We start from the raw sequence: 21,642 nt of genomic DNA on the forward strand, positions 1-21,642 counted from the left end.
CGCTCGGGGGGCTAGCGTGGAGTCATCGGGTGGCGCCGTTGCCACCCGCCGGTAGGAGGCTGCGACATGTCCACCACACCTGCACCCCTCGGCATCGTCGTCGGTGTCGACGGCTCGGCCGCATCGCGAGTGGCGATCGATTGGGCGGCCCGTGACGCCGCGATGCGGGAGGTACCCCTGACCCTCGTGCATGTGCTGCCCAGCGCGTCGATGCAATCGTGGGTCCAGGTGCCGTTGCCGGCCGCGTTCTACGAGGACGAGAGGAAGGAAGCGACACGGCTTCTGGCCGAGGCGCGCACCGTCGTCGAATCGGCCGTCCCCGATGCCCTTCCGGCCATCACCGAGAAGATTCTGTCCGGCCAGCCGGTGCCGACGATCGCCGACCTGTCGAAGGACGCCGCGATGATCGTCGTCGGCAGCCGCGGTCTGGGCAAGTGGGAACGCCGGTTGCTCGGCTCCGTCAGCTCGGGCCTGGTCCACCACGCACACTGCCCGGTCGTCGTCGTCTACGACGAGGACCCGCTGATCCCGCACCCGGCGCAGGCTCCCGTCGTGGTCGGGATCGACGGCTCTCCCGCCTCCGAGCACGCCACCGCGATCGCGTTCGACGAAGCCAGCAGGCGAGGTGTCGATCTGGTCGCGGTGCACACCTGGAGCGATGCCGGATACGAACTGCCCGGCACCACCTGGAGCGAGGTCCAGCCCGAAGAGGACATGCTGCTCGCCGAACGGCTGGCCGGGTGGCAGGAGCGCTATCCCGACGTGACCGTGCACCGGGTGGTCAAGCGTGACCAACCCGCGCGGCGGCTGCTCGAAGAGGGCGCGAAGGCGCAGTTGCTCGTGGTCGGCAGCCACGGCCGCGGCGGTTTCGCCGGAATGCTGCTCGGTTCGGTGGGCTCACAGGTCGTGCAGTCCTCCCGGACCCCGGTGATCGTGGCCCGGTCGTCGTGAACAGATACCGCGCCGTCGTCGCCGGAACCGCGGCGGCGGCGCTGGTGATCGCGTACCGCACCCGGCTGCGACCCTGGATCTACCGCTGGGGTGCGACCCACGAGGAATCGGTGGCCGGGCTACCGGGTGACGAACTCGTCGCCGGGGGAGCACGCACCACCAGGGCGGTCACCATCGACGCAGGTCCGGAAGACGTCTGGCCGTGGCTGGCGCAGATCGGCGAGGACCGCGGCGGGTTCTACAGCTACAGCGGGCTCGAACGGGCGGTGGGCGCCGACATCCACAACGCGACCACCGTCCATCCGGAATGGCAGGACCTCGCCGTCGGCGACACCGTGTGGCTGGCCCGCCGTGGCGGCGACCGCGGTCGGCAGGTCGTCGCGGCGCTGGAACCGAAGTCCCACCTCGTCCTGATGTCACCGGACGACTACGCACGCGTTCAGCGCGGCGAGAAGGCTTCGGGCAGTTGGTCATTCCACCTCAAGCCGACCGGGACCGGCACCCGGCTGCTGGCCCGGGGCAACGGCGGTTACGGCGGCAACGTGCTCTACGACATCGTGCACTTCGTGATGGAGCGCCGGATGCTGCTCGGTGTCCGGGAGCGCGCTGAGCGCGCTACCGCGTGGTCAGCCGGCCGTAGCGCGTGACGTGGTGGTCGGTTGACCCGAACTCGAACTGCAGCGCGGTCAGCCGCTTGAAGTAGTGGCCGATGGCGAGTTCCTCGGTCATCCCCATGCCGCCGTGCAACTGCACCGCCTGCTGGCCGACGAACTGGGCCGCCCGACCGATGGTCGCCTTGGCCGCCGACACCGCCCGCGCGCGGGTGGCCTCGTCCTCGTCGAGCTTGAGCACCGCCAGAAGTGCTGCGGCGGCGGCCTGTTCGACCTCCATGTACATGTCCACCATGCGGTGCTGGAGCACCTGGAAGCTACCGATCGGCTGACCGAACTGCTGCCGCTGCTTGCAGTATTCGACCGTGTCGGCGAGCACCTTGCGCATGCATCCGACGGCTTCGGCGGCGACCGCCGCGGCGCCCTCGTCGCGGGCGCGGGCCAGCGACGACCACGCGCCGCCCTCGGAACCCAGCAGCGCCGACGCAGGCAGCCGCAGGCCGTCGAGCACGATGTCGGACGCCCGGCGGTCGTCGATGGTGCGGTAGTGGTGCACCGTGATGCCGGTCCCGGCCGCGGCGAGATCCACCACGAACAGCGAGATCCCGGTGGTGTCGGTGCGTTCGCCGGCGGTACGCGCGGTGACCAGGACGTGCCCGGCCAGTGGCGTGGCGGAGGACACGATCTTCTCACCGGTGAGCACCCAGTCGTCGCCGTCGCGGACCGCCCGGGTGCTGACGTCCTGCCAGAAGTCCCCGGACGTCGGCTCGGCCGCTGCCAGCGAGACGATCGCGGAGCCGGCCACGATCTGCTCGAGCAGCGCGTCGGCGACCGCGCCGCCGGCGCGCAGCAGCAGCCCGGCCGCGACGACGGCGGTGTCCACGTACGGTTCGACGACCAGCGCGTGTCCCAGCGCCTCGGCGATCAGCATCATCTCGACCGGACCGCCGCCGATCCCGCCGTTGTCCTCGGGCAGCGTGGCGCCGAGGATGCCGAGCTCCTCGGCGAATGCGCGCCACACCTCGGGCTGCCAGCCCGCACCGGTTTTCGCTGCGGCGCGGCTCTTCTCGAGGTCGTAGCGAGTCGCGAGGAACCGGGTCAGGCCGCCGCGCAGCAGTTCCTGTTCGTCGGTGAGTTTGAAGTCCATTTAGAGCCCCAATGCTGCCTTGGCGAGGATGTTGCGCTGAATTTCGTTGCTGCCGGCGTAGATCGAGCCGGCCCGGTCGTTGAAGTACCGCAGCGGGGCGACGGCCTGCCAGGGCTGGCCACTGACGTAACCGTCGTGGGGCGGCTCGAACTCGGCGATCGGACCGCCGGGGAACGTCGCGTGGGGTTGGTACACGCGGCCGCGCGGTCCGGCCGCTTCCATCGCGAGTTCGGTGATGGTCTGGCTCAATTCGGTGCCGAGCACCTTGAGCATGGAGGATTTCGCCCCGGGGTTGCCGCCGTCGGCGACCACGGCGAGCACCTGGTACTCCAGGATCTCCAACACCTCGGTGCGGATGCGGGCGTCGGCCAGCTTGCGCGCGAACGCGGGATCGTCGAGTAACCGGCCGCCGTCGGGGCCTGGCTGTCCGGCGGCGACCTCGGCGATGTTCTCGGCCATCACCTGAAGGCCCGCTGCGACGGCGCCGCCGCCGCGCTCGAACTCCAGGAGATACTTCGCCACGGTCCAGCCGTCGTCGATCTGGCCGATGACGTTCTTCTTGGGCACCCGCACCTCGTCGAAGAAGACCTGGTTCTGCACCTCTTCGCCGGACGTCATGACCAGCGGGCGGATCTCGATGCCCGGGGTGGACATGTCGATGAGGAGGAACGTGATGCCGCGCTGCTTCTTCTCGTTGCGGGTGGTGCGCACCAGCGCGAACATCCAGTTGGCCTCCCGCGCGTGGGTGGTCCAGATCTTGCTGCCGGTGCAGACCAGGTGATCGCCGTCGTCACGGGCGGCCATCGACAGCGCCGCCAGGTCCGAGCCGGCTTCCGGCTCCGAGTAACCCTGGCAGAAGAACACCTCGCCGGTCAGGATCCGGGGCAGGAAGAAGTCCTTCTGCTCGTCGGTGCCGAACTTGATGATCGCGTGGGCTACCATCCTGATCCCCATCGGCGACAGCGACGGCGCTCCGGCCAACGTCGATTCCCGGCTGAAGATGTAGTGCTGGGTCAGGCTCCAATCACAGCCGCCGTGGGCCACCGGCCACGCCGGAGCCGCCCAGCCGCGCTCGTGGAGAATGCGCTGCCACTCCATGCTGGCGTCGTGGTCGGCGTACACGCTTGTCATCAACCGCCCGGCCCGCCGGAGTTCCGGGGTCAGCTTCTCGTCGAGGAATGCCCGCACTTCGTCGCGGAACGCGAGGTCGGTCGCAGACCAGCCCAAATCCATCGATCTCTCCTTTCCGCCACGCGCTACAGACACAGTAAACCTAGTTAGTTAAGTGGAAGCTACCCCAGGTTCCCTGCCAGAACCGCCGCACCTGGGCACGGCCGCCGGCGATTTTGGTCAGGTATCGGCGATGCCATAGCCTTGACCGGCCGGGAAAGTCCAGGTCGGGCTCTCTTTGCGGCATCTACAGCGAGGCAACTGAGCGTGAACGATCCCGAATGGGACGACGAAGTCGACGTCGTGTGCACCGACACCGGGCTGGCGGGTCTGGCCACGGCGATCTCGGCGGCCGACCAGGACGGCGAGGTCTTCCTCGCCAGTGCCCCGACCCCGGCGCGGCACGGCTGGTTCACGTTCGACTCCACGTTCGACGATGACGAGGCGACCGCTGACTACATCGGTTCGTTGACCTCCGACATCGACGTCTCGGCGCTCAGTCAGCACGACGCCGACCTGCCGGTGCGCGCCGCCGGCGAACCTGTTCCGGTGCGCCGCAGGCCGATTCCGGCATTCGACGGCGCGCGGCTGCGTGACTGGGCGGCGCGCTGCATCCCGTCACCCACGGGCTACCTCTACACGCAGGTCACCGACTGGACGTCGGCGACCATGGATCGCGGCGACGGTGACCTGGTCAAGGTGACCGAGATCGGGGAGGTGATCCCCGACATCGCCGACCCGATCGGTTCGGTCCGGCGATGGCTCACCGCCCAGGCCGAGGACCGGGACCTGTGGCCACAGCCGGTGACGCGGTTCGAGCGGTTGGTCTTCGAGGACCATGTGGTCACCGGCGCGGTCTTCGCCACCGCCGACGGGCCGCTGGCGGTCCGCGCGCGTCACGGAGTGCTGATCTGCCGCCATGAGGACGTCACCCGCGGACCGGCCAGCGACGGGCTGACCGGGCAGGATCGGCTTCGGGTCGCGCTCGTCGGCAAGGAGGCCAGCAGATTCGGTCGCGTCGAGCTGCTGACCGACTAGCGGTCAGTCGGTCCTGACCGGCCGGCGGTCAGGACTTCGAGAAGCTGACGGGGATGCGCCCTTGGGAGAACAGGGTTTCCATCGCCGCGCCGGGGATCGGGCGCGAGAGCAGGAAGCCCTGTGCCCGATGGCAGCCGTGCCGAAGCAGGGTCAGCGCCGCGGCGTCGGTCTCGACACCCTCGGCGACCAGTTCGAGGCCGAATGCCTCGGCGAGCGCGATGATGGCCCGCACGATCGCGAGATCGCCTGGGTCCGAACCGAGTTCACGCACGAAACTCTTGTCGATCTTCAGTGTGTCCACCGGCAGTGACTTCAGGTGCGACAGCGCGCTGTAACCGGTTCCGAAATCGTCGATGGCAACCAGCACACCGGCCTTCTTCAGCCCGTCCAGGGTCACCCGGGTCGTCTCGATGTCCTGCACCACCACGCTCTCGGTGATCTCAAGACAGACCGAACCGTGGTCGAGGCCGAACTCGTCGATGATGCCGGCCACCGTCTCGACGAAACCGTCGGTGACCAGTTGCACCGGGGAGACGTTGATCCGCATGATGGCGTCCCTGCCGATGCCGCGGGCCCGCCAAGCGGCGAACTCCGCGCACGCCGTCCGCATCACCCAGCGGCCCAGTTCGCCGGCGAAGTTGATCGACTCCGCCACCCCGATGAACGCGTCGGGGGACAGCAGACCGCGGGTCGGGTGCTGCCAGCGCACGAGCGCCTCGGCGGCGAGGATGTCGCCGGTGCGCATATCGATTTCGGGAAGGTAGTGAAGAAGCAGCGCACCGTTTTCGATCACGCCCTGCAGGTGCAGTTCGATGTCGTTGTCGAACTCGTTCTGCAGAGACATGTCCTCGGTGAACACGGTGATCTGGTTTCCGCCGGAACCCTTGGCGGCCAGCACCGCCTGGTCGGCGCGCCGGAGTAGATCCGACGTGGTGTCGCGCCCCGGAATGCCTTGTGCCACACCGATACTGACGGTCCTGGACAGGGTCTCGCCGTCGATCGAGACGCGTTCACGCAACGTCGACTGCAGCTGGTGGGCAAGCGCTTCGGCGGCGGCCACATCCATCGGTTCGGTGGGCACGACGACGAACTCGTCGCCGCCGAGGCGGGCGATCATGTTCGGGGTCTCAGCGCTCTCGCGAAGCCGCTCGGCCAGCACCCGGATGAACCGGTCGCCCGCGGTGTGACCGAGATAGTCGTTGATCGCCTTGAGCCGGTCCAGGTCGAAGAACAACGCGGCCACCGGACCGGGCTGGTCCTCGGCGAGACGCTCGTCGAGGTGGGCGAGCAGCGCGCGCCGGTTGCACAGGCCGGTCAGGTCGTCGTGCTCGGCGAGGTACCGGAGTTGCTCCTCGGCCTGCACCCGCGCTTGCACCTGGGCGAACAGGGAGGCGATCGCCTGGAGCGCGTTGAGTTCCTCTTCGGTCCAGTCGCGGTCGCCGAACTTGATGAAGCCGAGTACCCCGGTGGTGTCGTCCTCGGACAACAGCGGAACGCATGCCATCGACACCTGGGGAACCTGGCGGCTCTCCTCGATGGTCTTCTGATACTCGTCGGTGGCCGGTTCCGGGCGGAACACCAGCGGTTCCTTCTGGTGTTCGGCCAAGGCGAACACCGGATCGGCGTCGGCGAAGTAGACCACCGCGAGCGGATCGGGATCGGGGGTCTCGGGCCGTACCGGCCATTCGGCGACCAGGATCGATGCCCGGATCGAATGATCGTTACGCCGCAGGAAGCTGACATCGACGTCGAAGTGGGCCACCAGTTCGGCGAGGACACCCCGGCTGGCCTCCACCCAGGAAGCGGCACCGGCGCCCATGAGTTGTGCCGCCACCGACGTGACGAGCATGTCCAGACTCTCGGACACTGACCTCCGATCCAACCTAGGTCGGTGTCGAACGACCGGGTATCTGCCTTCGTCGGCTCGACACCGAGGGCCGGGGCGCGCGACAGATCCTGAGGATCAGGATCAGCGACTCGTCCGACTCGAGGTCGATCAACGTGTGGAAAGAGTATTGCAGGTCGGCGAGCCGCTTCGAGAACGCCGCGGACATGGCCTGCAGTTCACCGGCGCTCCGCGCGTACAGGAACGCAGGTGAGATGGGTTGGACGGCCTGACCGTGTTCTTGCGCACTGATCCAGATCGCCTCGACCGCGGCGCCGCCGCGGGCGTAGTCGACGAGCGTGTCCCCGCGCACCGACACCACGGCCAGCGCGGACGCGTCGCTGACCGCGGCCCGGGTGGGTTCGCCGAGCGCGGATCCGGCGTCCCACTCGGCGAGGTGGGCCATCACCGCACCACTGCGGAGCAGATCGAGCGACGCGAGGTTCGCCGCGTCGAGTTCGAGGCTGCGCACATCGATCCCGGTGTCCGGATCGGGGTCGCCGGGCCGGCGCAGCTCGCTCATCATCTGGGAGTGCAGCATCGGGGTCAGGTAGCGGATGCGGTCGGCCTCGGCGAACAGCGCCGCGGCCTTGTCGAGGCGGCCCGTGTCGGTCACCAGCCGCAGCCGGGCGCCCTCGGCGGCGGCCATCCGCTCCCACTCGGCGATCACCTCGGCGGGAATCTGCTCCGCGGTGCCGCTGTGCCGGTTGGTCTCGCGGGCCAGCATGGCCTCGTAGCGCTCGGCGAGGTCCGGGTCGCCACCGGTGGCCGCGGGGGCGGTGGTCACGACGGCGGCCAGTGGTGCCGATGACGGGGCCTCGCTGAACCTGACCTGCGCGCTCAGGCCGCGGGCCGCGGCGGCGACCCTGGCGTTGAACGTGGCCGCACCGACGGCGACCGCGCTCCCGCGGTACCCGACGTCCATCGCGGACGACAGGGTCGGATCGATCCGGATCGTCAGGGCGGTGTCACCGACGTCGATGCTCCACGGTTGGGTGTTGCCGCCCGACGGCGCCCGCGCCGCGGCCGCGGCGATGGTGGCGAGGTCACCGCGCCCGGGATCGGCGGTGACGGTTTCGGTGGCAGCCGGCGCGGACCGTTCGTCATCCGGGTGTGGGCGACGCGCGTCCCACGGATCGTCGACGTCGTCGAGCAGCGCCGGAACGTCGACCCGCACCCGCCCGGACCCGAGGTCCTCACCGAGGCCGATCCGGCGCACTGCCTCGGCGACGGTCGCGGCACCGATGGCGACCTCGGAGGACAACTGAGGCCACGTCGTGAGCGTCGCCCCGACCTCGATCAGCGACGCCTGCATCCGGGGCCGCAGCAGCGCGGCGTCGATGATGCGCATGACGTGCGGCACCTTCTCTTTGGAGCTGAGCCTGCCGAGTTCGTCGGCGTCGACATCTCCGAGCAGCCCGTGGAACACCGGCCGGTGCGGCTGCTGGTCGAACCGCTCGATGTCGAGCAGTCCGCCACTGCTGGTGGCCATCAGTACCGGCAGCCCACGGGCGCGTGCGCGCTCGCGTACCAACACCTTGACGTCCAGCGAGTCACATTCCTCGACGACGACGTCGAGCCCGTCGAGGAACGTCTCCACGTTGTCGGCGGTGACACCGTCGGCGACGACCTCGACCGGAAGATACGGATCCAGTTCGGCGATCCGCCGCGCGCACGCCACCGCTTTGTTCAGCCCGAGGTCGAGCACCGAGGCCGGCACCCGATTGAGGTTGGACAACTCCAGGACGTCGTAGTCGGCCAACCGCAGCAGACCGCAGACCCCTTCTGCCGCGAGCATATGGGCGATGGCGTGACCGACGCTCAACCCGACGACACCGACCCGCAGACCGGCGAGCCGGCGCAGTTCGTCGCCGGTCATCAGATTCCTGTTGCGGTCCAACCGGACCCGCCGGAACTCCTCGGGCACAGGCACATCGACCACGGCGCGCCGCCACGGATAGTGCACCCACCGGTGCGCGCCGGCCCCGTCGGGCGGTTCCGGCGCGCACTCGATGGCGGGGTCTGCCCGAAGCTGAGCCAGCCTCTGCTGGTGGGCGGGGTGGGCAGGGTCCAAGACCTCGGCCCGATGGTCGGCGGGCCGGTCGTCAGCGTCGGTCATCGAGCGGGTACGTCTCCTGCGACGGGAGCGGTCAGCTCGGGCAGCATGTCGGCGATCTGGCGCTGCTCGGCGAAGTACGACGAAACCTGGCTGGGATCAGCGTGGTTGGCGAAGGTGGTGCGATCCCACCACGCGAGCCGGGTGTCGTAACGCTCGTCGGGATAGGGCGTGGCGGGGATCTTCGAGGCCAGCACACCGCCCGAGGACAGCCAGCGCTTGAGGACATACGACGCCGCGGTCGCGACGATGAACTGGATGTCGAGGAGCGTCATCGCGTGCAACGGGGTACGCGCGATCGCCGTCGTCAGACGTCGGCTCTCGTCGGGGTCGTCGGTCACCCACGCCGTCTTCATTTCGGCCACACCGAAGGGTATGCGGTCGGCGACCATTTTGTGCACCGCGGCCTGGCCGGGCTGACCGTCCCACTCCCGGACCGCATGGCAGTCGTCGGCGGACAGGTACGGCCCGCGCGCACGCAGCCCACCGACCACCGCCCCGGCATCGTTGACGCACGCGGCGAACAGCACCGTGTCCTCGCCCGTACGCAGGGCGTCGAGATCCAGGGCCGCGGCGACGCCGTGCTTCTCGTAGTTCGTGATCGCGCCGCGTACGTAGTCGCGCCACAACTCGCGCTCGCCGGACGGCGTCGCGTAGACGACCGTGCATTCCGTTGCCGGGTCCCAGTAGCTCGGGCTCGCGGTCAGCGGGGCGTAATCGAGGGCGGAGGGACGGAACTCTGGCGTGGTCATATTTCATCCATTCATCAGGTGACAGCGTGGGTATTTAGCTGTACTTCGTTGGGGGATGCGTGTTTGTTATCTGCACGCAGATCGAGTATCTCGCCGCGTTCCGATCGGGATCGGGGATTTTGAACTCGTGATCGTTAATTCGAGAACAACAATCCATTCGCAAGAACGGCTGTCGAATGACGACAATGACGGGCTATCGACCGCCAAGATGTTGTTGCAGGTCAAATTGCTTTTAGCGGATCATCAGCGAACATCTGGGATCGTCTCGCCGATCAAGGTATTTGCCCGGCACGAAGTGACTATTGGTAATGGGTACGGCGGGAAAGGACCGCAAACGAAGCCTCAGGAGCGGTTACCGGCTGGTAACCCCGAATTGCCGGACCGTCCTAGACCCCCGGGAGAACGAGTGGCTGTATACCTAAAGTTGGACACCGAATTTGCTGAAATTGCAGCGGCGTGCAGAGTTCGGGCGTCTTCAGCGGTGCCGGCGCGCCCGCTGCGCGGCGGGTGGCGCGGTGCGTCGACGCGGGTTCCGCGGCGCTATTCATCCGGGCGGCGCACCGGCCGGCGCTATCGGGTGATTCGAATTCGCGCGGTGAATTGCCTCGGGGTAGCGCAGGCAATTGCCGGTGCGGCCCGGCCCCGCGGAGGTCCCGCGATTCGGGTGGGGGGTGCCCCCGAGGTTCGCGCCGGTGCGGTGAGGGTGGTATGGCGGGGATGGTGGTGTGGCACAGTGTGGTGGCGCCGGACTCTCGTGTACTGCAGTGTCGGTAACGACGGGGTCGATCCCGCGGGCCGTCCGGCACCAAGCAGTGATCACCCGAGGAGGATTCTGGCGTGAAGAAGTTCGAAAATCTGGCTGAACTCGTTGCGGCTCAGGGCACCCAGCTGGGCCCCACGGAGTGGATGGAGATCACCCAGGACCGGGTCAACCTGTTCGCCGACGCGACCGACGACCACCAGTGGATCCACGTGGATCCGGCTCGCGCCGCCGACGGGCCGTTCGGTGGCACCATCGCCCACGGCCTGCTGACCCTGTCGCTGCTTCCGCACTTCACCCATCAGCTGTACACGGTCGGCAACATCGCCATGGCGATCAACTACGGCTACAACAAGGTTCGGTTCATCACCCCGGTGCGCGTCGGGGCCAAGCTGCGGGCGCGTGCCGAGATCTCCGAGGTCAAGGAGCTCGACAACGCGGTTCAGGCGACGGTGACCACCACCGTCGAGGTCGAGGGCTCCGAGAAGCCTGCGGCCGTCGCCGAGTCGATCGTGCGTTTCATCGGCTGAGTCGCCGCCGCACGCGGGCGTGCCGTGGTAGAACAGGCGTCAGCGATTTCTGACAGACGTCAAAAGCGTGAACGTCCCACGGCGTGAGGAGTGACGGTGAGGCATGCGCAGCCGTATGTGGCGGTGATCGGCGCCGGTATCAGCGGGCTCACCGCGGGCAAGATGCTCAAGGACTACGGGGTCGACTACACCACGTTCGAGACCTCGGACCGGATCGGCGGGAACTGGGCGTTCGGCAATCCCAACGGGCACAGCAGCGCCTACCGGTCCCTGCACATCGACACGTCCAAGCACCGGTTGTCCTTCAAGGACTTCCCGATGCCGGAGCACTATCCGTCGTTCCCGCACCACTCACATGTCAAGGCCTATCTGGACGACTACGCCCGCACGTTCGGTCTGCTCGACCACATCGAGTTCGAGAACGGGGTGGTGCGCGCCGAGCGGACGGACGACGGCCGCTGGATCATTCGGGACCAGTCGGGCGCGGACCGGCATTTCGACATGCTGGTCGTCGCCAACGGGCACCACTGGGATCCGCGCCTGCCGGATTTCCCCGGGTCTTTCGACGGCGAGTCCATCCACTCGCATTCCTACATCGATCCGAGCACGCCGCTGGCCCTGACCGGCAAGCGCATCCTGGTGGTCGGCATCGGCAACAGCGCCGCCGACATCACGGTCGAGCTGTCGTCGAAGGCACTGGACAACCAGGTCACGTTGTCGACCCGGTCGTCGGCGTGGATCGTGCCGAAGTACATCGCGGGCCGGCCGGGGGACACGTTCTGGCAGACCTCGCCGTACCTGCCGCTGAAGTGGCAGCGCAAAGCGGTGCAACTGGTCGCCCCGATGCTCGGCACCGACCCGACGATGTACGGCCTGCCGCCTGCTGACCACAAACTGTTCGAGGCCCACCCCACGCAGTCGGTGGAACTGCCCCTGCGGCTGGGGTCCGGTGACGTGGCGCCCAAGCCGAATATCGCTCGGCTGGACGGTCATACGGTGCATTTCGTCGACGGCACCCACGACGAGTTCGACGTGATCGTCTACGCCACCGGCTACAACATCACCTTCCCGTTCTTCGATCCGGACTTCATCAGCGCCCCGGACAACGCGATCCGGCTCTACAAGCGGATGTTCCTGCCGGGCATCGAGAACCTGGTCTTCATGGGGTTCGCCCAGGCCGTGCCGACGCTGTTCCCGTTCGTGGAATGCCAGGCCCGGCTGCTGGCCGCCTACGCGATCGGGCGCTATGCGCTGCCCTCGGTCGACGAGATGGAACGCGTGATCGACGCCGACCAGCAGCTGCACGCCGGGCACTGCACCGACCGTCCACGCCACACCCAGCAGGTGGACTACTTCGTCTACGAACACGACATCCGCAAGAAGGAGATCCCCGCCGGTATGGCGCGGGCGCAGCGCGCGGCGGTGGTGGCGCGATGACGCGGACCGAGGTCGACTTCGCCAGCGGTGAAGACACCTGTAGCGCTTGGCATTTCGCCGCCGAGGGGTCCCGGCGGCCGGTCGTGGTGATGGCGCACGGGTTCGGCGGCACCAAGGACTCGGGTCTGGAACCGTTCGCGCAGCGGTTCGCCGCGGAGGGCTTCGACGTGTTCGCGTTCGACTACCGCGGGTTCGGCGCCTCGGGTGGGCAGCCCCGGCAGTCGCTGTCGGTGCGTCGACAGATCGACGACTACCATGCCGCCGTTCACGCGGCCAAACAACTCGACGGGGTCGACGCGGACCGGATCGCGCTGTGGGGAGCCTCGTTCTCGGGTGGGCACGTGCTCCGGGTGGCCGCCGACCGTCCCGACATCTCGGCGGTGCTCGCGTTGACACCGCTGACCAGTGGCCTGGCGGTCAGCCGTGCCGCGATGGCCTCGCGTGATCCGGTGTCGTCGCTGCGCTGGACGCTGACCGGGCTCAAGAGCCGGATCTCGGCGGCGCGCAACGCATCCCCGACCCTGATGCCGCTGGTGTCAGCGGTCGGCGGGAACGGTGCGCTCGCGCTGGAGGGCGCCTACGAGAGCTACACCGCGCTGGCGGGGCCGACCTGGCGCAACGAGATCGACAGCTCGATCGGCCTTGAGGTCCTCGGCGTGCGGACCACCGCGGCCGCCAAGAAGCTGCGCTGTCCACTGCTGGTGCAGATCGCCGATTTCGACCAGTACGTGCCCGCCGACGCGGTCGCCAGGACCGCGGCCCACGGCAGGGCGCAGGTGCATCACTACCCGTGTGACCACTTCGACGTGTGGCCGGGCAACGACTGGTTCGACAAGACGCTGACCGACCAGGTCGCATTCCTGCGCCAGACGCTGGCCGGTCAGTAGTGCGTCGAGCCCTGGTCGATTGAGATCGCGCTCGCGGTGACGAATTTCGACTCGTCGCCGGCCAGCCAGCACACCGCGTCGGCGATGTCCTCGGGTTCGACAGCCCAGGTCGGCAGGAACGGCGTCATCATGTTCTGCAGCTGAGGGTTGGTCTCCATCGCCTTGCCCAGCGCGGCGACCATGTCGCCGGTGCCCATCGCGGTGACCACGGGTCCGGGATGCACGCTGTTGACCCGGATCGAGTGCTTGCCCAGCTCCGCGGCGAACGCGCGCGCCATACCGGTCACCGCGTGCTTGCTCGCGGTGTAGTGAACCATGAACGGCTGCAACTTGATTCCCGCTGCCGAGCTGATCAGGATGATCGATCCACCGCGCCCGCCATCGATGATCCGATGTGCGCCCGCCATCACGGTGTTCCATGTTCCGGTGACGTTGATGTCCATCACGTCACGGAAATCGTCGGCGCTGATGTCGTCCCACGCCTGCGGGGCGGTGACGCCCGCGTTCGCGACGATGACGTCCAACCTGCCGAACTCGGCGACGCCGGCCTCGACGACCTCCTTGAGCTTCTCACCGTCGCGGGTGTCGGCTTCCGCGGCGACGATGCGGCGCCCTGTCTGCTCGACGAGCTTCACGGTTTCGGCGAGGTCGTCCGGGGTGGCGTGATCGTAAGGGACACAGGGCGGTAACGGCCCGGCGATATCGACGGCGATGATGTCGGCGCCCTCGTTGGCCAGTCGCACCGCGTGCGCCCGGCCCTGCCCGCGGGCAGCCCCGGTGATGAACGCGACGCGTCCCTGCAGTCTGTTGCTCATTTCTGGGCCTTCTGTGCTTTCTGGGCCGCCTTGACCAGACCGCCGCCGATGATCAGCCGCTGGATCTCGCTGGTGCCCTCGTAGAGTCGTAACAGTCTGACGTCGCGATAGATCCGCTCCACCGGCACTTCGCGCATGTAGCCGCTGCCGCCATGGATCTGCACCGCGAGATCGGCCACCTTGCCTGCCATCTCGGTGCAGAACAGCTTGGCGGCCGACGGCGCGAGGCGGCGGTCCTGCTCGGTGATCCACTGCTGCGCGGTGTCGCGGACCAGTGCCCGGCCCGCCATCACACCGGTCTGCTGATCGGCAAGCATCGCCTGCACAAGCTGGAACTCGCCGATCGGCGTGCCGCCCTGGGTCGCGGTCGCGGCGTAGGCCACCGACTCGTCGAGCGCGCGCTGCGCGGCGCCGACGGCGAGCGCGGCGATGTGCACCCGACCGCGCGCCAGCGAGGTCATCGCCGCGCGGTAGCCGATGTCCTCGGACCCGCCGACCAGCGCGCTGTTCGGTACCCGGACGTCGGTGAAGTTGACGTCGGCCGTCCAGGCGCCCTCCTGACCCATTTTCTTGTCCTTGGCGCCGACCTCGACCCCGGCGGTGTCGGCGGGGACCAGGAATACCGCGATCCCGGCGCCCAAGGCGTCGGCCGGGCGGGTCCGCGCGAACGTGACGAACAGATCGGCGTTCGGCGCGTTGGTGATGAATCGCTTCTGGCCGTTGATGATCCAATCGGGTTCGGGCCCGTCGCCGTCGCGGACGGCTTTGCTGCGCAGGCCCGACGGGTTCGATCCGGCGCCGGGTTCGGTCAGCGCGAACGACGCGACCACGTCACCGGACGCGATCCCCTCCAGCCACGTCTTCTTCTGCTCGTCGGTGCCGTAGCCGACCAGCACCTGACCGGCGATGCCGTTGTTGGTGCCGAACATCGAGCGCAGCGCCAGCGAGGTGTAACCGAGTTCCATCGCGAGCTCGACGTCCTGTGCCAGGTTCAGGCCAAGGCCGCCCCACTCCTGCGGGATCGCGTAGCCGAACAGGCCCATGGACTTGGCCTGTTCGCGCAGGTCGTCGGGAACCTGATCGGTGGCCAGGATCTCCTGTTCGCGTGGGACGACCGCGGTACGGACGAACTGGCGTGTCGCGGCCAGGATCGCCTGGAAATCCTCAGCGCTGACTTCGGTGGCGTTGACTTCTGTGGCGCTGACCTCGGCTGGTGCCATCGGGTGGTGCTCCTCGGGAAGGACGTCGGGAGGGAATGGTCGGCAAGTATGGCGGACAGGCCGCGAGCCAATATCGTATATGAAATACGATAGCGTGCCGATAGTTCCCGTCGACGTGAGGATTGGTGAATCAGGTGTCATTGCTGACTGGTCGGACCGCGGTAATCACTGGCGGAGCCCAGGGTCTGGGGTTCGCGATCGCGGAGCGTTTCATCGCCGAGGGCGCGCGGGTGGTACTCGGCGACGTGAACCTGGAGGCGACCCAGGCGGCCGTCGAGATGCTCGGCGGCGCGGACGTCGCCCACGCGGTGCGCTGCAACGTCACGGACTCCGGTGAGGTCGACGCGCTCGTCGCCGCGGCCACCGATGTCTTCGGCGGGCTGGACATCATGGTCAACAACGCGGGCATCACCCGGGACGCGACGATGCGCAAGATGACCGAGGCCGATTTCGACCAGGTCATCTCCGTCCACCTGAAGGGCACCTGGAACGGCCTGCGCGCCGCCGCGGCGGTGATGCGCGAGCAGAAGCACGGCGCGATCGTGAACATGTCCTCGATCTCGGGCAAGGTCGGCATGGTCGGACAGACCAACTACTCGGCGGCCAAAGCGGGCATCGTCGGCATGACCAAGGCGGCATCCAAGGAACTGGCCTACCTCGGCGTGCGGGTCAACGCGATCCAGCCCGGCCTCATCCGCTCGGCGATGACCGAGGCGATGCCGCAACGCATCTGGGACTCCAAGGTCGCCGAGGTCCCGCTGGGCCGCGCCGGTGAGCCCGCCGAGGTCGCCAACGTGGCGCTGTTTCTGGCGTCGGACATGTCGTCGTACATGACCGGTACGGTTCTCGAGGTCACCGGAGGTCGGCACCTGTGAGCCGCGAGGCGGTCATCTGCGAGCCGGTACGGACACCGATCGGTCGCTACAACGGCATGTTCACGTCCCTGACCGCCGTCGAACTCGGCGTCGTCGCCCTGAAGGGGCTGCTCGCGCGCACCGGCGTCGCCCCCGAGGCGGTCGAGGATGTGGTCGTCGGGCACTGCTACCCGAGCATGGAAGCGCCGGCGATCGGCCGCGTGATCGCGCTCGACGCCGGCCTGCCGGTCACCGTCGGTGGCATGCAGATCGACCGCCGCTGCGGATCCGGGCTACAGGCGGTGATCCAGGCCGCGATGCAAGTGGCAAGCGGCAACAACGATCTCGTCGTCGCCGGCGGTGCCGAGTCGATGAGCAACGTGGTGTTCCACTCCACGGACATGCGGTGGGGCGGGGCCAGGACCGGCATCACCGTGCACGATGCGCTGGCCCGCGGCCGCACCACCGCAGGCGGCAAGAACTACCCGGTGCCCGGCGGCATGCTGGAGACCGCCGAGAACCTGCGCCGCGACTACGCGATCTCCCGCGAGGAGCAGGACGAACTCGCGGTGCGCTCACACGCCCGCGCGGTGAAGGCGCAGCAGGACGGCTTGCTGGCCGAGACGATCATCCCGGTGACGGTGAGCAGCCGCTCCGGTGATCAGGTGATCGACACCGACGAACACCCCCGCGCCGACACCTCGATGGAGACACTGAGCAAGCTGAAACCTGTTCTCGGCAAGTCCGATCCGGACGCGACGGTGACGGCGGGCAACTCCAGCGGGCAGAACGACGCCGCGTCGATGTGCCTGGTCACCACCCCGGAGAAGGCCGCCGAACTCGGCCTGCGCCCTCTGGTGCGGATCGTGTCGTGGGGGGTGGCCGGCGTGGCCCCGAAGATCATGGGCATCGGCCCGGTCCCGGCCACCGAGGTCGCGCTGGCCAAAGCAGGCCTGGCATTGGCCGACATGGACCTGATCGAGCTCAACGAGGCGTTCGCCGCGCAGGCCCTCGCGTGCCTGCGGGAGTGGAAGTTCGCCGACGCCGATCTGGAGCGCACCAACGTGCACGGCTCGGGCATCTCGCTCGGTCATCCGGTCGGGGCGACCGGCGGACGGATGCTGGCCACGCTGGCGCGCGAGTTGGTGCGCCGCGACGGCAGGTACGGCCTGGAGACGATGTGCATCGGCGGCGGCCAGGGTCTGGCCGCGGTATTCGAGAAGGTGGCGTAATGACATTCAGCGAGAAGCGAAGCGGGATCGCGCATGAGTAGGCTTGCACAGACCCTGGGACTGACCGAGTTCCAGACCGAGATCGTGGCCACCGTGCGGCAATTCGTCGACAAGGAGGTCATCCCGACCGCCCAGGATCTGGAGCACTCCGACATCTATCCGCAGGCGATCGTCGACGCGATGCGGGAGATGGGCCTGTTCGGGTTGATGATCCCGGAGGAGTACGGCGGGCTGGGGGAGTCGCTGCTCACCTACGCGCTGTGTGTCGAGGAGCTGGCCCGCGGATGGATGAGCGTGTCGGGGGTGATCAACACCCACTTCATCGTCGCGTACATGATCCGCCAGCACGGGACCGACGCGCAGAAGAGTCACCACCTGCCGCGGATGGCCACAGGGGAGACCCGCGGCGCGTTCTCGATGTCGGAGCCCGAACTCGGCTCCGACGTCGCGGCGATCCGCACCCGCGCCCGCGACAACGGCGACGGCACCTACACCATCGACGGCCAGAAGATGTGGCTGACCAACGGCGGCAGCTCGACACTGGTGGCGACGCTGGTGCGTACCGACGAGGGCGCCGACAAGCCGCACCGCAACCTGACCGCGTTCCTGGTCGAAAAGCCCACCGGGTTCGGCGAAGTCGTTCCGGGCCTGACCATCCCGGGCAAGCTCGACAAGCTCGGCTACAAGGGCATCGACACCACCGAGCTGATCTTCGACGGATACCGGGCCAAGGCCACCGACATCCTCGGGGAGGCGCCCGGCCAGGGCTTCTTCCAGATGATGGACGGCGTCGAGGTCGGCCGCGTCAACGTGTCGGCGCGGGCCTGCGGTGTCGGGATCCGGGCGTTCGAGCTCGCGGTGCGATATGCCCAGCAGCGCAGCACCTTCGGCAAGCCGATCGCCGAGCATCAGGCCATCGCCTTCCAGCTCGCGGAGATGGCGACCAAGGTCGAGGCCGCCCATCTGATGATGGTCAACGCGGCCCGGCTCAAGGACTCCGGTGAGCGCAACGACGTCGCCGCGGGGATGGCGAAGTACTTCGCCAGCGAGGTGTGCGCCGAGGTGACCCAGCAGAGTTTCCGCATCCACGGCGGATACGGGTACTCGAAGGAGTACGAGGTGGAGCGGCTGATGCGCGACGCGCCGTTCCTGCTGATCGGCGAGGGCACCAGCGAGATCCAGAAGAACATCATCAGCAAGCGATTGCTGGCGGACTACCGGATCTAGGGCGTTGAGCATCCCCGACTTCGCGGCCAGGCCGCAGCTCGCCGAGGACGTCGCCCGGTTCGTCCGGCGGCGGATCTTCGAGGGCACCTACCCGCCGGGCCGCTACATCCGGCTCGAGCAACTGGCCGCCGAACTCGGCATCAGCGTGACCCCGGTGCGCGAGGCGCTGTTCGGGCTGCGTGCCGAGGGACTGCTGGCCCAGCAGCCGCGGCGGGGGTTCGTGGTGCTGCCGATCACCGAGCGTGACATCGCCGACGTCTCCGACGTGCAGGCCCACATCGGCGGGGTGCTGGCCAGCCGGGCGGCCGAGCTGATCACCGACGAACAGCTCGCCGAACTCGAACGGATCCAGGACGAACTCGAATCGGCGTATCACGCCGTCGATCACGAGGCCGCGGTGCGGCTCAACCACGCGTTCCACCGCGGGGTCAACCTCGCGGCCGGCTCGCCGAAGCTGGCCCAGCTGATGGGCCAGATCACCCGGTTCGCGCTGGAATCCGTGTACCCGACCGTCGAGGGGTGGCCCGCACACTCGATGCGCGACCACCGGCAGCTCCTGGACGCGCTGCGCAAGCGCGACGGTGCGGCGGCCAGGGATGCGATGTCGGAACACCTGTGCGCCGCCGCCGGTCCGCTGATCGACCACCTGACCCGCCGAGGCGTGATCGGATGACTCGCGAGCAGACACAAACTCGCACCTTTTCGCGCTGAATCGTGCGAGTTTGTGTCTGCTCGCCCAAGGGGAGGTAGGCATGGGGGTTCTCGACGGGATCCGCGTACTCGACTACGGGCGGTTCATCGCGGCTCCGTGGTGTTCGGCGCTGCTGGCCGACATGGGCGCCGACGTGATCCGGGTCGAGAAACGCGAAGGCGGCGAGGACCGCTGGGTGCAGTCGATCGCCGATACCGGTGAGGGCGGCACGTTCCTGCAGTGCAACCGCAACAAGCGCTCGCTGACGCTGGACACCACCACCGCCGAGGGGCAGGAGGTCACCCGCAAGCTGGTGGCCGGTGCCGACATCGTCGTCGCGAACATGCCCGCTGCCGGAATGCGGGCCAGCGGACTGGATTACGACACGCTGCGGGCGATCAGACCCGACATCATCCTGGCCAGCGCGACCGCGTACGGCGAGGGCGGACCGTACAGTGACCGGATCGGGTTCGACGGTGCCGGGCAGGTGATGTCCGGTGCGGTGTACCGGCAGGGTCTGCCGGAGCAGCCGATCCGCACCGTGGTCCCGTACGCGGACTTCGGCACCGCGCTGACGTTGACGATCGGGGTGATGATGGCGCTCTACCACCGCGACCGGACCGGGGAGGGCCAGCACGTCGAGGGTGCGCTGCTGCCGACCGCGATGATGCTGTCCAACGCATTCCTGATCGAGCGTGACCTGCTGGGCACCGACAAACCACGGATGGCCAATCAGGGCACCTCGGTGGCGCCGTGTGACCTGTACCGGACCGCCGACGACGGCTGGGTGCTGCTGCAGATCGCCGGGCCGTCGATGTTCAAGCGGTGGTGCAGGTTAGTCGGACGGCCGGAGTTGTTCGACGATCCGCGGTTCGCCGACGACGATCTGCGCTGGCAGCACGGCGACGAGCTGAACGCCATCATGGCGCGGTGGTGCGCCGACAAGACCAAGGCAGAGGTACTCGGGCTGTTGGAGGCGGCGAAACTGCCTGCCGCGCCCATGCATTCGACACAGGAAGCGCTCGACGACCCGCATGTGCGGGCTATGGGCTATCTCAAGCGGGTACCGTTTCCCGGCACCCCGAAGGAGGTGCCGCTGATCGAGACCCCGTTCCGGCTGTCGGCGACTCCGGGGGAGATCCGCCGGCGCGCCCCGCTGCTCGGAGAGCACACCGACGAGATCCTCGGTGAGGTCGGATACACCGCAGAACAGATCGACGGTCTGCGTGAGCGCGCGGTGGTGTGAGTGGCGCCTGCGCCCGCAGCGCCTCGGCTTGTTTCAGCAGGAGATCGGCGTCGGTCTCGGGAAAGTCGTCGTTCCGCCTTCGGACTCCCAGCGGTCTTCGGCCACGGTCGCCTGGGTTCGTCGGTCGCGTTCTCGTGGGCTCATCATGAGCAGCCCGTCGAGGGTGGCGGCGTTCTCCGCCTCGGCCGCCGCCATCATCGTGGTGTGGGCGTCGTCGGGATCGGTGCGTGGCGGGATCACCAGCAGGGTGAGGCGGGCGTGATTGCCGTCGAGGCCGAGAACTGTGATCGAGTTGAGCGGCTGAAGCCGGTATCCATCCAGGCGTACTGCCCGGCCGCCGGTCGTGAATTTCCGGGGGGCGTTCGCCCAGGCGCCCAGGTGGTACAACACTCGGTCGATGCGGCCCAGGCGTACCGACAGCACCGCCAAGAGGTCAGGCAGCTCCGTGGTGAGATCCTCGGTGCGCGGCCACCAGGCGCCGTCGACGTATCCGGTTCGTGGTGCCTTGCTCTTCAACCGTAGCCGCGGTGTGCGTGCAGGGACGGTCGTGTTCTGATCGTTCTTGCGTGTCATCTGTGGCGTCATGCGACGCTCCCGTCCCGGCCGCTAGGCCCCAATCCTGGAATCAGCAATGACATGCGCAATATGGTCGCGTGTACGAAAAACCGCTGATAGTCACCACTGTACGCGGATGTGTGCCCATGCGTTCGGCGAATCCGAGGTAGGCCTCAGGGATCGGTCGTCGGGCCGCCCCTGTCCGGGTGATCACACCGCTGTTGGTGTGCGAGCCTGGTGTCGCGGGAGCAGTCCGCGAATCGGTTTCGGCGGCGAATCCTGTCGATGGCCCACCGGCCGCTGGCGGCACGGCTGGCCGCAGGTTCTCCTGCCCTGAGCAGGTTCCGGATCGCGGCGGCGGGACCCATCACGGCCTCGCGCTCGCACGAGCCGAGGCATCAACATCGGCACTGGCGTCATGGACAATCATTGTGTGACCTCGTGATCTTCGAAGTCCAGTACACGCCCGTTCCGCAGGTCTGTCAACACAGCTCGCGAGGAGGTTCAGCTGATGCGCC

At 68.0% G+C, this 21,642-nt stretch carries 19 protein-coding genes; 11 read left to right on the plus strand and 8 right to left on the minus strand.

What is annotated here, in order from left to right; all coding sequences use genetic code 11:
* Nucleotides 1–66: 66 nt before the first annotated feature.
* Together BST38_RS01175 and BST38_RS01180 are read left to right on the plus strand one after the other, a co-directional pair.
* Nucleotides 67–951, plus strand: a complete 885-nt coding sequence (locus BST38_RS01175) for a universal stress protein (protein ID WP_083141403.1) — start codon at nt 67–69, stop codon at nt 949–951.
* A complete protein-coding gene (locus tag BST38_RS01180; protein WP_083141404.1) occupies nt 948–1,598 on the plus strand; it encodes a hypothetical protein in 651 nt (216 codons plus the stop codon). Before BST38_RS01175 ends, BST38_RS01180 begins: the two co-directional genes overlap by 4 nt.
* On the opposite strand, the gene BST38_RS01185 is transcribed toward BST38_RS01180, so the two are convergent.
* Together BST38_RS01185 and BST38_RS01190 are read right to left on the minus strand one after the other, a co-directional pair.
* Nucleotides 1,567–2,709 carry an acyl-CoA dehydrogenase family protein gene (locus BST38_RS01185; protein ID WP_083141405.1) on the minus strand — a complete coding sequence of 381 codons (1,143 nt, stop codon included), beginning with the start codon at nt 2,707–2,709 and terminating at the stop codon, nt 1,567–1,569. The genes BST38_RS01180 and BST38_RS01185 overlap by 32 nt on opposite strands.
* The gene (locus BST38_RS01190; protein ID WP_083141406.1) at nt 2,710–3,942 is read right to left on the minus strand and encodes an acyl-CoA dehydrogenase family protein; all 1,233 of its coding nucleotides are present in this window, start codon (nt 3,940–3,942) and stop codon (nt 2,710–2,712) included.
* Between the two features lie 204 nt (nt 3,943–4,146).
* Between BST38_RS01190 and BST38_RS01195 the strand changes: the two genes are divergently transcribed.
* Nucleotides 4,147–4,917, plus strand: a complete 771-nt coding sequence (locus BST38_RS01195; protein WP_237160628.1) for a hypothetical protein — start codon at nt 4,147–4,149, stop codon at nt 4,915–4,917.
* 28 nt (nt 4,918–4,945) lie between these two features.
* Here BST38_RS01195 and BST38_RS01200 read toward each other — a convergent pair whose 3' ends face one another.
* The 3 genes from BST38_RS01200 to BST38_RS01210 are packed head-to-tail and all read right to left on the minus strand — an operon-like array spanning nt 4,946 to nt 9,670.
* Complete coding sequence (locus BST38_RS01200; RefSeq protein ID WP_272818835.1) at nt 4,946–6,766, minus strand: putative bifunctional diguanylate cyclase/phosphodiesterase; 1,821 nt, start codon at nt 6,764–6,766, stop codon at nt 4,946–4,948.
* Nucleotides 6,767–6,800: 34 nt separating this feature from the next.
* On the minus strand, nt 6,801–8,921 hold the full coding sequence (locus BST38_RS01205; protein WP_083141408.1) for an Rv1355c family protein: 2,121 nt from the start codon (nt 8,919–8,921) through the stop codon (nt 6,801–6,803).
* On the minus strand, nt 8,918–9,670 hold the full coding sequence (locus BST38_RS01210) for a hypothetical protein (RefSeq protein ID WP_083141409.1): 753 nt from the start codon (nt 9,668–9,670) through the stop codon (nt 8,918–8,920). Before BST38_RS01210 ends, BST38_RS01205 begins: the two co-directional genes overlap by 4 nt.
* A gap of 837 nt (nt 9,671–10,507) precedes the next feature.
* Here BST38_RS01210 and BST38_RS01215 point away from each other — a divergent pair.
* From BST38_RS01215 to BST38_RS01225, 3 genes are all read left to right on the plus strand, one after another.
* Complete coding sequence (locus tag BST38_RS01215) at nt 10,508–10,960, plus strand: MaoC family dehydratase (protein ID WP_083141410.1); 453 nt, start codon at nt 10,508–10,510, stop codon at nt 10,958–10,960.
* A 96-nt stretch (nt 10,961–11,056) separates the two neighbouring features.
* On the plus strand, nt 11,057–12,397 hold the full coding sequence (locus tag BST38_RS01220; RefSeq protein ID WP_083141667.1) for a flavin-containing monooxygenase: 1,341 nt from the start codon (nt 11,057–11,059) through the stop codon (nt 12,395–12,397).
* Entirely contained in the window at nt 12,394–13,284 is an 891-nt protein-coding gene (locus BST38_RS01225) for an alpha/beta hydrolase (RefSeq protein WP_083141411.1), read from the plus strand. The genes BST38_RS01220 and BST38_RS01225 overlap by 4 nt, the downstream gene beginning before the upstream one ends.
* Here BST38_RS01225 and BST38_RS01230 read toward each other — a convergent pair.
* Nucleotides 13,278–14,099: a mycofactocin-coupled SDR family oxidoreductase gene (locus tag BST38_RS01230; protein ID WP_083141412.1), complete on the minus strand. Its 822-nt coding sequence runs from the start codon at nt 14,097–14,099 to the stop codon at nt 13,278–13,280. The genes BST38_RS01225 and BST38_RS01230 overlap by 7 nt on opposite strands.
* Nucleotides 14,096–15,319, minus strand: coding sequence for an acyl-CoA dehydrogenase family protein (locus BST38_RS01235; RefSeq protein WP_083141413.1), 1,224 nt, complete (start codon nt 15,317–15,319; stop codon nt 14,096–14,098). The genes BST38_RS01230 and BST38_RS01235 overlap by 4 nt, the downstream gene beginning before the upstream one ends.
* A 125-nt stretch (nt 15,320–15,444) precedes the next feature.
* Here BST38_RS01235 and fabG point away from each other — a divergent pair, with 125 nt between their 5' ends.
* From fabG to BST38_RS01260, 5 genes are all read left to right on the plus strand, one after another.
* Nucleotides 15,445–16,194 carry a 3-oxoacyl-ACP reductase FabG gene (gene fabG / locus BST38_RS01240; protein ID WP_237160629.1) on the plus strand — a complete coding sequence of 250 codons (750 nt, stop codon included), beginning with the start codon at nt 15,445–15,447 and terminating at the stop codon, nt 16,192–16,194.
* Nucleotides 16,191–17,405, plus strand: coding sequence for an acetyl-CoA C-acetyltransferase (locus BST38_RS01245; protein ID WP_083141414.1), 1,215 nt, complete (start codon nt 16,191–16,193; stop codon nt 17,403–17,405). The genes fabG and BST38_RS01245 overlap by 4 nt, the downstream gene beginning before the upstream one ends.
* Before the next feature lie 33 nt (nt 17,406–17,438).
* Nucleotides 17,439–18,632: an acyl-CoA dehydrogenase family protein gene (locus BST38_RS01250; RefSeq protein ID WP_083141415.1), complete on the plus strand. Its 1,194-nt coding sequence runs from the start codon at nt 17,439–17,441 to the stop codon at nt 18,630–18,632.
* Between the two features lie 4 nt (nt 18,633–18,636).
* Nucleotides 18,637–19,305 (plus strand): GntR family transcriptional regulator, encoded by a 669-nt coding sequence (locus BST38_RS01255; protein WP_083141416.1) that lies wholly within the window; start codon nt 18,637–18,639, stop codon nt 19,303–19,305.
* Nucleotides 19,306–19,384: 79 nt separating this feature from the next.
* A complete protein-coding gene (locus BST38_RS01260; RefSeq protein ID WP_083141417.1) occupies nt 19,385–20,569 on the plus strand; it encodes a CaiB/BaiF CoA transferase family protein in 1,185 nt (394 codons plus the stop codon).
* A gap of 33 nt (nt 20,570–20,602) precedes the next feature.
* Here the strand turns inward: BST38_RS01260 and BST38_RS01265 are convergent, their stop codons facing one another.
* Nucleotides 20,603–21,154 (minus strand): DUF5994 family protein, encoded by a 552-nt coding sequence (locus tag BST38_RS01265; RefSeq protein ID WP_083141418.1) that lies wholly within the window; start codon nt 21,152–21,154, stop codon nt 20,603–20,605.
* Between the last annotated feature and the right edge of the window lie 488 nt (nt 21,155–21,642).

The organism is Mycolicibacterium parafortuitum, assembly GCF_002086815.1.
Taxonomy (GTDB): Bacteria; Actinomycetota; Actinomycetes; order Mycobacteriales; family Mycobacteriaceae; genus Mycobacterium; species Mycobacterium parafortuitum.